Annotated in this window: 15 protein-coding genes and 3 tRNA genes; 14 read left to right on the top strand and 4 right to left on the bottom strand. The window is 45.5% G+C overall.

Annotated elements, in window-relative coordinates:
- Positions 1 to 110: 110 nt before the first annotated feature.
- Genes NA59_RS07905 through NA59_RS07895 form a run of 3 tightly spaced genes read left to right on the top strand, consistent with a single transcriptional unit; the run spans position 111 to position 2233 of the window.
- A complete protein-coding gene (locus NA59_RS07905) occupies positions 111 to 920 on the top strand; it encodes a class I SAM-dependent methyltransferase (RefSeq protein ID WP_052501542.1) in 810 nt (269 codons plus the stop codon).
- Positions 921 to 1376 (top strand): ribonuclease HI, encoded by a 456-nt coding sequence (gene rnhA / locus NA59_RS07900; RefSeq protein WP_044410662.1) that lies wholly within the window; start codon positions 921 to 923, stop codon positions 1374 to 1376.
- 2 nt (positions 1377 to 1378) lie between these two features.
- Positions 1379 to 2233: a M23 family metallopeptidase gene (locus tag NA59_RS07895; protein WP_044410657.1), complete on the top strand. Its 855-nt coding sequence runs from the start codon at positions 1379 to 1381 to the stop codon at positions 2231 to 2233.
- Positions 2234 to 2272: 39 nt separating this feature from the next.
- Here NA59_RS07895 and sppA read toward each other — a convergent pair whose 3' ends face one another.
- Entirely contained in the window at positions 2273 to 3259 is a 987-nt protein-coding gene (gene sppA / locus NA59_RS07890; RefSeq protein WP_044410655.1) for a signal peptide peptidase SppA, read from the bottom strand.
- Positions 3260 to 3352: 93 nt separating this feature from the next.
- Between sppA and uvrC the strand changes: the two genes are divergently transcribed.
- From uvrC to NA59_RS07845, 9 genes are all read left to right on the top strand, one after another.
- Positions 3353 to 5164, top strand: coding sequence for an excinuclease ABC subunit UvrC (gene uvrC, locus NA59_RS07885; RefSeq protein WP_044410652.1), 1812 nt, complete (start codon positions 3353 to 3355; stop codon positions 5162 to 5164).
- A 1-nt stretch (position 5165) separates the two neighbouring features.
- Positions 5166 to 5750: a DUF1415 domain-containing protein gene (locus tag NA59_RS07880; RefSeq protein WP_232504061.1), complete on the top strand. Its 585-nt coding sequence runs from the start codon at positions 5166 to 5168 to the stop codon at positions 5748 to 5750.
- A 4-nt stretch (positions 5751 to 5754) separates the two neighbouring features.
- Entirely contained in the window at positions 5755 to 6123 is a 369-nt protein-coding gene (locus tag NA59_RS07875; RefSeq protein ID WP_052501541.1) for an MOSC domain-containing protein, read from the top strand.
- 152 nt (positions 6124 to 6275) lie between these two features.
- A complete protein-coding gene (locus NA59_RS07870; protein WP_052501540.1) occupies positions 6276 to 6749 on the top strand; it encodes an MOSC domain-containing protein in 474 nt (157 codons plus the stop codon).
- A gap of 88 nt (positions 6750 to 6837) precedes the next feature.
- The gene (gene pgsA / locus NA59_RS07865) at positions 6838 to 7371 is read left to right on the top strand and encodes a CDP-diacylglycerol--glycerol-3-phosphate 3-phosphatidyltransferase (RefSeq protein WP_232504060.1); all 534 of its coding nucleotides are present in this window, start codon (positions 6838 to 6840) and stop codon (positions 7369 to 7371) included.
- A gap of 83 nt (positions 7372 to 7454) precedes the next feature.
- Positions 7455 to 7530 (top strand) — tRNA-Gly (locus NA59_RS07860).
- Positions 7531 to 7534: 4 nt separating this feature from the next.
- A tRNA-Cys gene (locus tag NA59_RS07855) sits at positions 7535 to 7608 on the top strand.
- Positions 7609 to 7639: 31 nt separating this feature from the next.
- A tRNA-Leu gene (locus tag NA59_RS07850) sits at positions 7640 to 7726 on the top strand.
- 455 nt (positions 7727 to 8181) lie between these two features.
- A complete protein-coding gene (locus tag NA59_RS07845; protein WP_044410646.1) occupies positions 8182 to 8667 on the top strand; it encodes a hypothetical protein in 486 nt (161 codons plus the stop codon).
- Positions 8668 to 8729: 62 nt separating this feature from the next.
- On the opposite strand, the gene NA59_RS07840 is transcribed toward NA59_RS07845, so the two are convergent.
- Positions 8730 to 9575 (bottom strand): HDOD domain-containing protein, encoded by an 846-nt coding sequence (locus NA59_RS07840; protein ID WP_052501539.1) that lies wholly within the window; start codon positions 9573 to 9575, stop codon positions 8730 to 8732.
- Positions 9576 to 9694: 119 nt separating this feature from the next.
- Here NA59_RS07840 and NA59_RS07835 point away from each other — a divergent pair, with 119 nt between their 5' ends.
- Together NA59_RS07835 and ppsA are read left to right on the top strand one after the other, a co-directional pair.
- Complete coding sequence (locus NA59_RS07835; protein WP_044410641.1) at positions 9695 to 10912, top strand: mechanosensitive ion channel family protein; 1218 nt, start codon at positions 9695 to 9697, stop codon at positions 10910 to 10912.
- A 21-nt stretch (positions 10913 to 10933) separates the two neighbouring features.
- Positions 10934 to 13345 (top strand): phosphoenolpyruvate synthase, encoded by a 2412-nt coding sequence (gene ppsA, locus NA59_RS07830; protein ID WP_044410637.1) that lies wholly within the window; start codon positions 10934 to 10936, stop codon positions 13343 to 13345.
- A gap of 20 nt (positions 13346 to 13365) precedes the next feature.
- Here the strand turns inward: ppsA and NA59_RS07825 are convergent, their stop codons facing one another.
- On the bottom strand, positions 13366 to 13620 hold the full coding sequence (locus NA59_RS07825) for a WCX domain-containing protein (RefSeq protein ID WP_044410634.1): 255 nt from the start codon (positions 13618 to 13620) through the stop codon (positions 13366 to 13368).
- A gap of 11 nt (positions 13621 to 13631) precedes the next feature.
- Positions 13632 to 13754: a hypothetical protein gene (locus NA59_RS15700; protein WP_269763837.1), complete on the bottom strand. Its 123-nt coding sequence runs from the start codon at positions 13752 to 13754 to the stop codon at positions 13632 to 13634.
- Positions 13755 to 14075: the final 321 nt, after the last annotated feature.

Below are 14075 nucleotides of genomic sequence, written 5' to 3'. Positions count from 1 at the left end.
TTGAGGCTAGGCATAACCAGGCCTGATTGTTACAATGATAAAAAATAAATTTGATTATACCTGTCTATGACGCGTTCATCAAAAAAACACAAACAACTTTGAGGAATTTTGTGCAAACACAACGCTTTCAAACATTTTTAAAAGGTTGGTTTACCACGCGTGTAGGTTCGGCGTTGTTTTCGCAAGAGCGCGCGTTGCTTGAAAAGCATCTTGCGCGCTTGTTCGGCTATTATCTTCTTCAGGTCGGGCAAACAGCTGAACAAAGCTTGCTCGATACCAGTCGGATTAAAAATAAAATCATTTTGGATGATCAGCCAGTTATTACGCCAGATTTACTGGTGTTGGCCGATTTGGATTTTCTGCCCTTTAAACCCGAGAGCATGGATGTAGTGTTAATGCCTCATACCCTAGAGTCGGTATCGGATCCTTATCATTTAGTGCGTCAAGTGGATGCAATGCTTCGATCAGAAGGCTCGCTGGTGATTACCGGGTTTAATCCTTGGGGGTGTACGATTTTGAGAAGTCGGTTTGGCGGCGCTCGTAAAGAGTTGAAGCAGGCGCATTTTATTAAAATGCATCGCATTATTGATTGGCTGAACCTGTTGGGTTATGAATTAAAAGTCACCCAGCATGGTCCTATCTCCTGTTTGGCGAATCGAAAAGGGCGCTTGGATAGCTGGTTTTGGAACACGGTTGAACGTTTTGAACGCTGGCTTGACAAAATCGGGATTCATTTTGGCAATGTCTATATTATTGTGGCTAAAAAACGCGATGTAACGCCAAAACCCGTTGGTTTAGATTGGAAGTTGGCGAACTGGTTGCCTGTGCGCAAAGGTCAGGTAGCGACCAGTTATGAGCCACATCAAAAACAAGCGCAAACATCACCTAAACCTGATAAAAATAACAAAAAGGGTCTTTGATTGAAAACGAATGTAGAACTGTTTACCGATGGGGGCTGTAAAGGCAATCCTGGTCCAGGGGGTTGGGGGGCGTTGTTGCGCTTTAATGGCGTTGAAAAAGAACTCAAGGGCTATGAGGCCGACACCACCAATAATCGGATGGAGTTGATGGCGGCGATTTCAGGGTTTGAAGCGCTGAAAAGACCTTGCAAAGTCGATATCACCACGGATTCGCAATATGTCAAAAACGGCATTACCCAATGGATGGCGAATTGGAAAAAACGTAATTGGAAAACCGCCAACAATCATCCAGTTAAAAATCAGGATTTATGGCAGCGTTTAGATCAAGCGATAGCGGCGCATACTGTCGAGTGGCACTGGGTAAAAGGCCATAGCGGTCATGCTGAAAATGAGCGGGTTGATCAATTGGCTAATCAAGCGATTGATGAGTTATTAGCGCAAACTAAAAAGGGGTAAGTATGGTAAATCGCGTTTTAGTATTATGTTTAATGTGGTTGATGTCAATGAATGCATCGGCGTTGCAAATTCAAGGCGAGTTAATACAGGGTAACTGGGTACAGTTGGTGGTGAGTCCTGATGCCATGATTGAGTTTGAAGGTAAAACCCTTAAGGCTGATCAGCAAGGGCGAGCGCTGATTGCGTTTTCTCGTGATGCGAAACCACAAAAAACCTTACGTATCATTGAGCCAACCGGTCAAAAGCGAGAGTATATTTTGCAGATTGCGCAACGCGATTATATCGTTCAGCGTATTGATGGTTTACCCTCACGTCACGTGACGCCGGATGAAGCAACGCTGGCAAAAATTCGTGCCGATGGTCAAAAAGCGGTGGAGGCGCGTAAAATCGAATTGGCGACGCCCTATTTTTTAGACGGCTTTATTTGGCCAGCGGAAGGCTGGGTCACGGGGATTTATGGCAGTCAACGCATTTTGAATGGTCATCCGCGCCGCCCACACATGGGTGTGGATATTGCCGCGCCAACAGGTACACCGATTTATGCGCCAGCGGCGGGCGAGGTGACCTTAGCGGAGGATATGGAACTCAGCGGCAAAACCCTGTTTGTTGATCATGGTTATGGCTTGCGTTCTGATTTTATGCATTTAGACGAGATGCTTGTCGCACAGGGCGATAGGGTCGAAAAGGGCCAGTTAATTGCTAAAATGGGGGCAACTGGACGTGCAACTGGGCCGCATTTGCACTGGGGAATGAGCTGGTTTAATGTGCGTTTAGATCCTGCTTTAATGTTTAATTTAGACAGAACGCTAGCGCGTGGCGCTAAAATTGAAAACAATCAGGTGGTTTGGGAGGATTAAAATAACCTCCCAAAACATCCGGGTTAAGCGAATTAAGCGCTATTTCATGCCGATCATGGATTGGCTCAAGCGCAGGGCGGTTTCGGATACTAAATCGCCCATAATATGCTCAATCAATGATCTTTTCTGTTCGTATTCACGGACACGGGTTAAACCTAATTCGTCGCGAACCACCGAGCCTAGGTCTCCGAGTCCATCAATTAAACCAATTTCAACCGCTTCGTCACCTAGCCAAACTAAACCAGAGAATACGCCATCAACCTCATTAAGACGATCGCCGCGACCTGCACGCACCACTTCAATAAATTGCTGATGGGTCCGTTCTAGAATACGTTCTTGGAAAAACTTTTTACCCTCAGCATCTTCTTTGCCAAATGGGTTGATAAAGCTTTTGTATTCGCCTGCGGTCATTGAACGGTTTTCAACCCCAATTTTGTCCATTAGCTCCGTAAAGCCAAAGCTATCAAAGCGCACGCCAATTGAACCGACTATCGACCCTTTATTGGCGAAAATTTTATCAGCGGCTGCCGCGATGTAATAACAGCCTGAGGCGCAAATGTCTTCTGTGACGACATAAATCGGCTTGTTATGTAAATTTTTTAGTCGGGTAATTTCATCATTAATCAGTGCGGATTGAACGGGGCTGCCACCGGGTGAATTCATATAAAGCACCACCGCTTTGGCGCTGTTGGTTTCGAAGGCTTCGCGTAGCAGGGGGTTAATCGCTTCGGCGCTCGTGCGTCCGCCCGCCATAATCGCACCGTTGATTTTAATCACGGCTGCATGCTGTGTGGTTGATATTTTATTGTCGTCACTCTTAAAAAAACCAGCTAAAAGAATAATCGACACCAGAATATAAATAACCACCATCGCCTTGAGCACATTGGTCCAACGGCGTGACCAGCGTTCTTGTTTTACATAGGCATCGGCGGCATCGGCGAGGCGATCTAGTGCAGCCGGTTGTTTTGGCGTTTTATTGACAGCATCGACCATTTGGTTGTCAGTCCAAGGGTTGTATTGTTCCATGTTTAGGTTCCTAAGGATTTATAATAAGTGAGTGCTAATGTAGACTTGATGCAATTTTAACCGCTTTTAAAAATCGAATGTTGAAGGAATTACGTGTCAGAGTTTGATATCAAAGCATTTCTCGCTAATCTAACCGAACGCCCCGGGGTTTATCGGATGATTAACCCATCCGATGAGGTGATCTATGTCGGCAAGGCCAAAAACCTGAAACGCCGCGTGTCGAGTTATTTTGTTAAACAGCAAGCCATTAAAACCCAAGCGATGATTGAGCAGGTGGTACGCATTGAGGTGACGGTCACGGATACGGAATCGGAAGCGCTGATTTTAGAAAATACGCTGATAAAACGCTTAAATCCGCGTTATAACGTGTTGTTTCGTGATGATAAGTCGTACCCTTATTTGTTTGTGTCCACGGGTAAACCCTATCCGGCGCTGAGTTTTCATCGGGGTGCTAAGCGACGGGTTGGGCGTTATTTTGGACCGTTTCCGAATGGCGGGGCGGTGCATCAAACCTTGCAGTCTTTACAAAAGGTTTTTCCGGTTCGCCAGTGTGCCGAGAGCGTGTTTAAGCATCGCTCACGCCCGTGTTTACAATATCAAATCAAACGTTGCTCCGGGCCTTGTGTTGGTTTGATTAGCCAGGCGGATTATGCGGAGGATGTGCGCTTAACGCTTAAGTTTCTTGAGGGTAAAAGTTTTGAAGTGATTGATGAGCTTGGGAAGAAGATGGAGCAGGCGGCGCAAGCCCTAGAGTTTGAACAGGCCGCGATAACGCGTGATCAAATTTCAGCCTTGCGTGCGATTCAGAGCCAGCATTTAATCAATCAACCCGGCTCGCAGGATTTGGATGTGGTCGTGGTCTGTGAGCAAGCGGGGCATGTCTGTGTCACCTTGATGCTTTACCGTGGCGGTCATTTATGGGGTAGTGAAAACTATTTTCCAAAAGTCAGCGGCGCTGGAATAGAGCAGGTGTTAAGTGCTTTTATTGCTCAGCACTATGAAGCCCATCCGATTCCAAAAACCATCTTGACTGACACATTACCCGACGACCAGGCCTGGTTGTTAGAGTGGTTGGCAGATAAAAAGGGTCAAAAGGTTGAGATTAAACAGCCTGTGCAAGCGACGGCAAAAGGTTTGGTGCAGTTAGCCATTACCAACGCACAAACCGCTTTAAAACAACAGGTCACTCAAAAATCCAGCCAGCAAGACCGCTTATCTGCGCTGCAAGAGGCGTTGATGTTGGCCAAGCCGCCCACACGGATGGAGTGTTTTGATATTAGCCATACCATGGGTCAGCAAACGGTGGCGAGCTGTGTGGTGTTTGTTGAGGGTGTGCCTGTGACCCAGCAGTACCGCAAATTTAATATTGAGGGCATTACCGGCGGAGATGATTATGCCGCTATGCATCAAGCGCTTACCCGTCGATATCAGCGGCTAAAAAACGAAGACGCGGTGTTGCCAGATTTGTTGATCGTGGATGGCGGTAAGGGTCAGCTAAATCAAGCGATAGATGTGTTAAAGACCTTGGAACTCGAGTCCATCCCCCTTGTTTCTGTTGCAAAGGGTGAGGGGCGCAAAGCCGGTTTGGAGGTGCTTTATACGCCGGATAATGATGAGGGCATTGATTTAGAGCCGGATGATATTGCGCTGCATTTAATTAACTATATTCGAGACGAAGCCCATCGGTTTGCGATTACCGGTCATCGTGCACGGCGACAAAAAGCGCAGACCCGCTCAACGCTGGAATCAATAGAAGGCGTAGGGCCCAAAACACGCAAAGCCTTGCTAACGCATTTTGGAGGCTTGGAGCAGGTGAAAAACGCCGCCGTATCAGAACTTGCCAAAGTACCTGGGATTAGTGGCAAAATAGCACAACGCATTTACGATTTTTATCATGGAGAATAAGGTGAGCACAAAGCTATCCCTCGAATCAACGCCTGCTGAATGGGCGGAATTTATTGAGCCTACGCGCTGCTGGGTTGAGCGTGTCGTTGTTGGGCTGAACTTCTGTCCTTTTGCCAAGCGCGAAGTCGATGCCCATCGTGTGCATTATGCTGTGGCCGACAGTCGTGAAACGCCAGCCGTGTTGCAAACGCTGCTTGAAGAATGTCATCGCTTGGATGCACAGCCAGAAATAGAAACGACCCTGTTGATTCTGCCTTATGGTTTTGAGGGGTTTTTTGATTATCTTGATTTGGAAGACTGGGCGCAGGGGTTGCTGGCACAAGAAGGCTATGAAGGCGTTTATCAAGTGGCCAGCTTCCACCCTGATTATTGTTTTGCCGATGCCCCAGAGGATGATCCAGCTAACTATACCAATCGCTCGCCTTTTCCGATGCTGCATCTGATTCGTGAAGCCAGTTTAGAGCAGGCACTCAAACACCACCCTGACGCTGATAGCATTCCGCAAACCAATATCGACTTGGCAAGAGAAAAGGGGTTAGCGTCCATGCAGGCGCTATTGGGTTTTTGTTTAAAACCTAAGGGCTAATGTGATGGTTACAGAACTGTGGCGTTATCCCATTAAATCCTGTGGCGGTGAGGCGTTGCAGCAAGCAAAACTCGACAAGCTGGGTATTCAAGGCGACCGACGCTGGATGCTGATTGATCCAAATAATCAAATGGTCACACAGCGTCAAATTCCTAAAATGTGTTTAATTCAGGTGAAAACCAGTGATAAAAACCAACCAGGCCTGGTTGTGAATTACCCTGGTTTTCAAGCCTTGTTTATTCAGCAGCCAGCCTCACAAAACGCGATTGCAGTCCAAGTTTGGCAAGACAAATGCCAGGCCTGGTTAGCCGATGAGTCTGTGCATCAGTGGTTTTCTAATGTACTAGCCCGGATGTTTCATAAATTCGCGTGATGATCGCGCAGGATATTGGTTTCCCAGTGCTTTTTTCGAAGGAGCGCTGTAGTTATTCATACAGCCGACTGAGAAAAAAGTGCTGGGGAATCAATAGACAAGCGAGGGCGCGTGAACTTTATGAAATATCCGGGCTACGTAGGGCGGTAAGATTGGTTTGGTTTCCCGACACGAGTCAACGGCAGATTGACTTAAATTACGCACAAATAGGGGAGCAGGTCGCGTTTGCAGATGGTTTTCCTTTGCTGTTAACCAACCAAGCCTCACTGGATGACTTGAATCAGCGCTTAGTTCAGCGCTTAGCCGAGCCGATTGAAATGATTCGGTTTCGCCCGAATATTGTCATCAATACTGGCTGTGCGTTTGAAGAAGATCAGCATGCTGACGTTGTGATTGGCGAACACTGTTTTAAAGTCGCAAAACCCTGCGCACGTTGCATCATTCCATCCATTAATCCGCTTACAACTCAACGCCAAGCCGAGGTATCCAATGCGTTAAGTTACCGTAAAAAGGGGCGTGATGTTTTATTTGGACAAAACCTGCTTTATTCGAATGCACTCTATCAATGCTTGCAAAACCAGACCATTGAGCTAAATTTCGGAGATCCGGTTAGCTGGAAAGCCTAATTTGCTGCGCTATTTATAAACGATAAGTGGTAAAATTCAAAAATTACTAAACAGAGCTTCGATTAACATGACATTAAAGCAATTGCCAATGGCAATAACATGGACGCGGGTATTCCTCATCCCTGTTTTTTTAATCATTTATTATTTACCGATAGACCATTCAAATTTTATCGCGATGCTGATTTTTGTGATAGCGGCGATGACCGACTGGCTGGATGGATACCTTGCGCGCAGATTCAATGCCACTAGCCGGTTTGGCGCGTTTCTTGACCCTGTTGCCGATAAACTGATTGTTGCCGTCGCGTTGATCGTCGTAGCGGTAGAGTATCAGCATTGGATAGTCACAATGGCCGCGATTATTATCATTATGCGTGAAATGGCCGTTTCGGCCTTGCGCGAATGGATGGCGGAACATAATAGGAGTAATGCGGTTGCTGTTTCCAATATTGGCAAGTATAAAACCACATTTCAGCTTATCGCCTTAGCGATGCTCATCTATGGTGGTCAATTATTTGGCGTGCCTTGGGTGCAGCTTGGTCTGGTTATGCTCGTGATTGCAACCTTGCTAACCCTTTGGTCATTGGCTCAGTATGGCCTGTCAGCTTGGAAAACAATGGGTTAGCAAAAAGGCAAAATTAAATTCATTACATTGCAAATTAGTGCTTGACGTTTTTACACTAAACTCTATAATACGCATCCAACAAAGCGGGAATAGCTCAGTTGGTAGAGCACAACCTTGCCAAGGTTGGGGTCGCGAGTTCGAGTCTCGTTTCCCGCTCCAAAATGGCTGAGTGGTAGAATGGCTATACAACGGATTGCAAATCCGTGGATCTCGGTTCGATTCCGGGCTCAGCCTCCATTGCTACAAATGCTTTAAATACAAGTCATCCGCCCAGATGGCGAAATTGGTAGACGCAAGGGACTTAAAATCCCTCGCCCGAAAGGGCGTGCCGGTTCGACTCCGGCTCTGGGCACCATTACACCTTTTACACCCCTCTCACGAAACACAACAAACCCTAACAAAACTCATTGAATCAAGCATTTAACCCCTTTTCAGCGATAACCCTCCATAACAAAACATTGCAAAACCTAACGATTGATTTTCTCGTTCCCAGGCTGTGCGTCACTGTCATTAAGTTAAGAAAAAACGGTCATTGCGAGGCGCGTATCGACGCGGTAATCTCTCAAGGGCGAGTGCAGTCTGCATACACTAGGATAGCGCCAGTGGTTCCCCGAGTTGGTAGAATCTATTGCAAGCATTATTGACATGCCTTACTATAGAGGCTAGTGTCAAATGACGCTAGGAGCCTGTTGGACTAAATCGGTCAAATCTCGCTTTTGCAGTCGATTGGCTTTAGTCCGACAGGTTCCTAACTATTAAATACCTTGCGTATTGTTTTAGTTCTATAAAAAATTGAAAGAGGATTATGTCATGAAGTTACAAAATTCGTTCAAAATATTGTCGGCTGTTACCTTGTCGGCCTCTATGTTGATGGTTGTTCCGGCTCACGCTCAGCACCACGGCCATGGCATGCATCATGGCCATGGTATGCATGGTGGGGCTGAGAAGGGTTTTCAAAAAGCCGTTAAACATGCCAATTTTATGCCTACATTGATGCGGACAGCGATGGATAATCAAGCGGTGCTGGCGTTAACTTCATCGCAAATTAATGCGCTGAATAATTACCATAAGCAGAACTCATCTTCACAGCGCGCAGATATGATGAAAGTGATCAAGCTAGAAAGGCTGGCGGCTGAGTTTGCAAAGAATGGTAATCTTGAAGATGCTCAGATTGCTGGGCAGGAATCGATTGCGATTCGTCAGACTATTTTTAATCAAAAACTGCGTTGTCATGTGTTTATGCAAACCATTTTAAGTGCTAGCCAGTATGAGCAGTTGCGCCGATTGGCTGATTGATTTAGCGGTGAAGTTGATTTCAAGCCGAGTCTCAATGAGCTCGGCTTTTGTATGAAGCGGTATTAGGATGCCATTCTGTTGCTATGACCCATAAGCGCAATTCGGATTTCTTTGATAGCGCCCTCGGTTATCATCAATTCATCGCGTCCATCTTTCTCATAGCTTTTCATTTCTTCGCCTCGGTAGGCGCCAAGTGAAATTTCACTGACCATTGAGTTAGCGATTTTTGTGAGTGCAACCAGTGCGCGAACTCGGTCGTTCTGGACTTTTCTGCAGCTATCAATATGGTGTAAATAGATGGCGCTTAATATGTCGATAGGTAGATGCCACTTTTTGCCCAATAAAACACCAATAGCATTGTGTGTGGTATTGTAACGTGCTAACTCACGTTTCATATACTCGCTTGGGTTAGAGTGGGATAGTTGAAATATTTTTTGGTAGTTGTCTGGGTCTTTGGTGGCCAGCATGAGGCAGCCAGCATTATGGAAGAGTCCAAGCATGTAGGCTTCATCTCGAGTGACATCGGCTACCCATTCAGACAAATCAGCCATGCAAACAGCAACATCAACCGAGTGGCTCATGATATCCTTATAGAGTTCGGATGAGTTGAAAAGGTGTTTCATACTCGCTGAGAAGACAAGGTTTTTTATATTATCTAGCCCCAGCATTAACACTGCTTGGCTGATTGTATCAGCCGGTTGTCTTAGTTTATAAACAGGTGAGTTGGCTAATCGTAGGACTTCACCTGACAGCGTTGTGTTTTGTTCAATAATGGAGGCAATTTTTTGACTGCTACAAAACCGGCTAGCTAGTTCATGTTCAATTAACATTAATTCTTCCGGCAGTTCCGGAAGTTTGACGCCTTTAATTGCCATCATGGCTTGGCGAAGGATTTGATCCATGCTCATTGTTTTGCTGCTTCTTTGTTTATGAAGATGTTATTTATACTATATATTTTACACGTTATTGAGGATTGTTTTTATAAATGTTAGAGTTAAACGGTTAATTTAAATTCAATAGGAAAAGTATGTTCGAAAGTTTTTTGTTTGATAATTTGAGGCCGCTTGGGCTCACCGGAACTGGTTTAGATGTATCGGCATTAATTGTAGCGATTATTACACTGCTGGTATTTATGTCGGTTAGTTTTTATATTTCACGGCAATTGCTTATGCCTTTTTTAAATCGTTTGATTGACCATCTTGATGGCGAAACGCTAGAAGCAACCCAGGAGGAGCGACCTGCTTTAGCTAGCAATATTGCACATTTAGTGCCTGCTATTTTATTAATTATGCTAGTCGATTGGTTTTTTGGTGCTTGGCCTGCATGGGAGGCTTGGTTAAGTAAATTAACCTGGCTCTATCTCTATGTTTTTGTAGGGTTAACCTTTGCGAGCGTTGTGAATCTGGTTACTGCCGTATATAACCTTAAATTTCCAAGCTCCAATTTGCCTTATCGTGTTATTTCGCAGTTGATTAAGTTGTTAACCTTAATTGTAGTAGTGATTTTATCCATTAGTTTATTGATTGGGTCTTCGCCGGCCTTTTTGTTAAGTGGTTTGGGTGCGTTAACGGCGGTGCTGTTATTGGTGTTTCGTGATACGTTGCTGGGTTTGGTTGCGAGTGTACAGGTGGCGGCGAACCGGATGGTGGCGAAGGGCGATTGGATTGAAATGCCAAAGTATGGCGCGAATGGTAATGTGATCGAAGTCGCACTGACTACGGTTAAGGTTCGAAACTGGGATAATACGGTGACGACCTTTCCAACCTATGCCTTGATTTCAGATTCTTTTATCAATTGGCGGGCGATGCAAGAATCGGGCGGACGGCGTATAAAACGTTCCATTCAGTTGGATATTCATACTATTCGCTTTGTCGATGAGGAAGAGTTGAAAAAGTTCAAAAATAATCCTTTTTTATCGCGCTTTTTTGAAGAACAATCTTATGTTGATTTAGATCAAGTCGATTTAACCAATTCGGCACTGTTTCGTGCTTATATAGAGTGGACGCTTCGTCAACATCCATTGATTAATCAAAATCTGATGGTGATGGTGCGTCAATTGCAGCCTACAGAGTTAGGGTTGCCGATGGAGGTTTATTGTTTCAGTGCGGACAAGGCTTGGGTGAACTATGAAAAAATCCAATCCGATATTTTTGACCGCTTATTGGCGGTGCTGCCCTTATTCGATTTAATGGCGTTCCAACGGCTAGGGAACAAGTCGCAATTGAATGGTGAGTCTCGTATTTAAAAATAACAAGAGGATTTAGCGATGAAATACCACTATATTAAGTTTTTTGAAGAGATAGGGATTGATGATATTCCGTTAGTGGGCGGTAAAAATGCCTCGCTAGGCGAAATGTATCAAATTCTCGTGCCGAATGGTGTGCCTGTACCCAACGGCTTTGCGATTACCGCCGAGGCTTATCGCTATGTGCTTAGAGAAAACGGTATTTGGGATGAGCTTAAAAAACTGATTGGTGCACTCGAACCGCATAATGTCACGGACTTGCAGATGCGCGGTCAAAAAGCACGTCAAATGATTTACCAAGCCGAACTCCCTGACGACCTGAAGCAAGAAATTTTGGCGGCTTATGCACAATTGCGTGAATTGTGCGGTGACCAGATGAGTTTAGCGGTGCGCAGTTCAGCCACGGCAGAGGATTTGCCGACCGCGAGCTTTGCGGGGCAGCAGGATACTTATTTAAATATTCGTGGCGATGCGGCGTTTTTAGATGCCTGTAAGCGTTGTTTTGCTAGCTTGTTTACCGATCGTGCGATTCATTATCGGATTGATCAAGGTTTTGATCATTTTAGTGTGGCGTTATCGATTGGTGTTCAACAGATGGTGCGCTCAGATTTGTCCTCATCTGGGGTAATGTTTTCGATTGACACCGAAACCGGTTTTCAAGACGCGGTGTTTATTACCGGCGCCTATGGTTTGGGTGAAAACGTGGTACAGGGTGCGGTGGACCCGGATGAATTTTTTGTCCATAAGCCGACTTTTAAGAAGGGCGCTCGTGCGGTGTTAAAGCGCCACATGGGTTCTAAGAAAATCAAAATGGTTTACTCTAATGGCAATACCAAAGAGCCAGTAAAAAATGTACCGACCGTAAAGGCGGATCGTGCACGTTTTTGTATCACTGACGAAGAAGCCCTTAAATTAGCCGAATACGCTATTAAAATTGAAGACCATTATTCAAAGCAAGCCGGCTATCAAAAGCCGATGGACATGGAATGGGCAAAAGATGGCCTGACGGGGGAGTTGTTTATTGTTCAAGCTCGTCCTGAAACCGTGGCTTCGCAGGTCACAGGTACCACACTTAGCAGTTATGCCTTAACCGCAACGCAAAAGGAATTGATTATCACGGGCCGTTCAGTCGGCGCGAAGATTGGCGTGGGTCGTGTGCGCGTGATTGAGTCAGTTGAAAAACTGCATGAATTTCAGGCAGGTGAAATCCTCGTCAGTGATACCACCACGCCCGATTGGGAGCCGGTGATGAAAATCGCTTCAGCGATTGTGACCAATCGGGGTGGCCGCACCTGTCATGCGGCGATTATCTCGCGTGAACTCGGTATTCCGGCGGTGGTGGGGTGTGATATTGCCACTGAAAAACTAAAAACCGGTGATTTGGTGACCGTGTCCTGTGCGGAAGGTGAGGCTGGATTTATTTATCGTGGTGAATTGGACTATAAAGTGACTGAAACGGATCTGTCACATTTGCCTCGACCTAAAACCGATGTGATGTTGAATTTAGGTAATCCTGATTTGGCCTTCCAGCATAGCTTCTTGCCGGTTGCCGGTGTCGGCTTGGCGCGTATGGAGTTTATTATCAATGAAAGCATCAAGGTGCATCCTCAGGCCTTGTTGTACCCTAAACGCATTGAAAGTGAGCAGGTACGTAAGCAGGTTGCGGATTTGATTAAAGGTTATGAAAACGGCCAGGCTTACTTTGTTGAAAAATTGTCTGAAGGCATCGGCACGATTGGCGCCGCGTTTTATCCGCGTCCGGTTGTCGTGCGTATGTCGGATTTTAAATCGAATGAGTATGCCTCGTTATTGGCTGGTCAGTATTTTGAGCAAAAAGAAGAAAATCCAATGATTGGTTATCGCGGCGCGGCGCGTTATATTGATGGTGATTATCAATCCAGCTTTGCATTAGAATGTGCCGCGATACGTCGAGTGCGTGAAACCATGGGGCTGGATAACGTGATTATTATGGTACCTTTTTGTCGCAGAGTAAATGAAGCGCAGAGGGTGATTGAGGTCATGGCACGTTATGGTCTAAAGCGGGGTGAAAAGGGCCTGCAAATTTATATGATGTGCGAAATCCCGAATAATGTGCTGTTAATCGATCAGTTTGCACAGTATTTTGATGGCTTCTCGATTGGTACCAACGATCTTACGCAATTGGTGTTGGGTGTGGACCGTGATTCGTCTAAAGTGGCGTCCTCCTATGATGAGCGCGATGACGGGGTCAAAATGATGATCAAGTGGGCGGTTGAAGGGGCTAAACGTAATAACAAACACATAGGTTTGTGTGGTCAAGCCCCCTCTGATTACCCTGAAATGGCCGAGTTTTTAGTTGATATTGGCATAGGGTCGATGAGCTTAAACCCTGATTCGGTGCTAAAAACAATTCCGCTTATTTTGGAAAAAGAAGAAAGAAGCCAAGTATCTTAAAATTCAAACCAGACCGATTTCTAGTTAACAGCCAAGCCGCGAGCAATAATCTGTTCGGCTTGGTCATAAATAGTTTTGCGCCAATGAAGCGGTTCAATAACATCCACTTTCCCCCCCCCAATGATCATCAACCACCATAGGGTTTGATGATCATTGGGTACTTGTGCCGTTAGCAACATCTTGCCTTGTTGTTCGGTTAATATTTGACTCTCATTCAGGGGTGTTTCGCCCAAATGCCAGGCGACATCGCTATTAAATAAAGCTTTGAGTGTCACATGAGTATGATCTATTGGATACCCAAATGCCCCGCATCGATATACTGCGCCAAATCAAAATCACTTAACGGGGAGCCGTCATAAAAAATCGAGTGGGTGTAAAACAAAATACGCCTAAGCGCCTTGCTGGTCATCCTCCTGCTTGGCGCAGGTAGCGCACTGCTTTATCACATATTTTCAGCATAGCAGATTGATTAAAAAAGGTAGATTAAGGTGCGGATAATGAAAAACGCCCCGTGACAGGGGCGTTTTTTTTAGGTCTGAGTTAAATGATGAAGTCACGACTTGTCGTGCTTTTTCATATAGTCCATTAACTCCTTAACAGACACACAGGCCTCTTCAGCCGCTATTTGAGCAGACACATTAAAGCGACGAACCATCTTTAGCGCCATTTCTAGCTTGCCTCGTTGCTCGCCACGTTGCTCAAGTTGCATCATTAAGTTTTCAAAATTCTC

Source organism: Thiomicrospira microaerophila (assembly GCF_000934765.1).
Lineage (GTDB): Bacteria > Pseudomonadota > Gammaproteobacteria > Thiomicrospirales > Thiomicrospiraceae > Thiomicrospira > Thiomicrospira microaerophila.
Note: the sequence above shows the minus strand (reverse complement) of the source record. Positions and strands in the feature narration are given on the sequence as shown.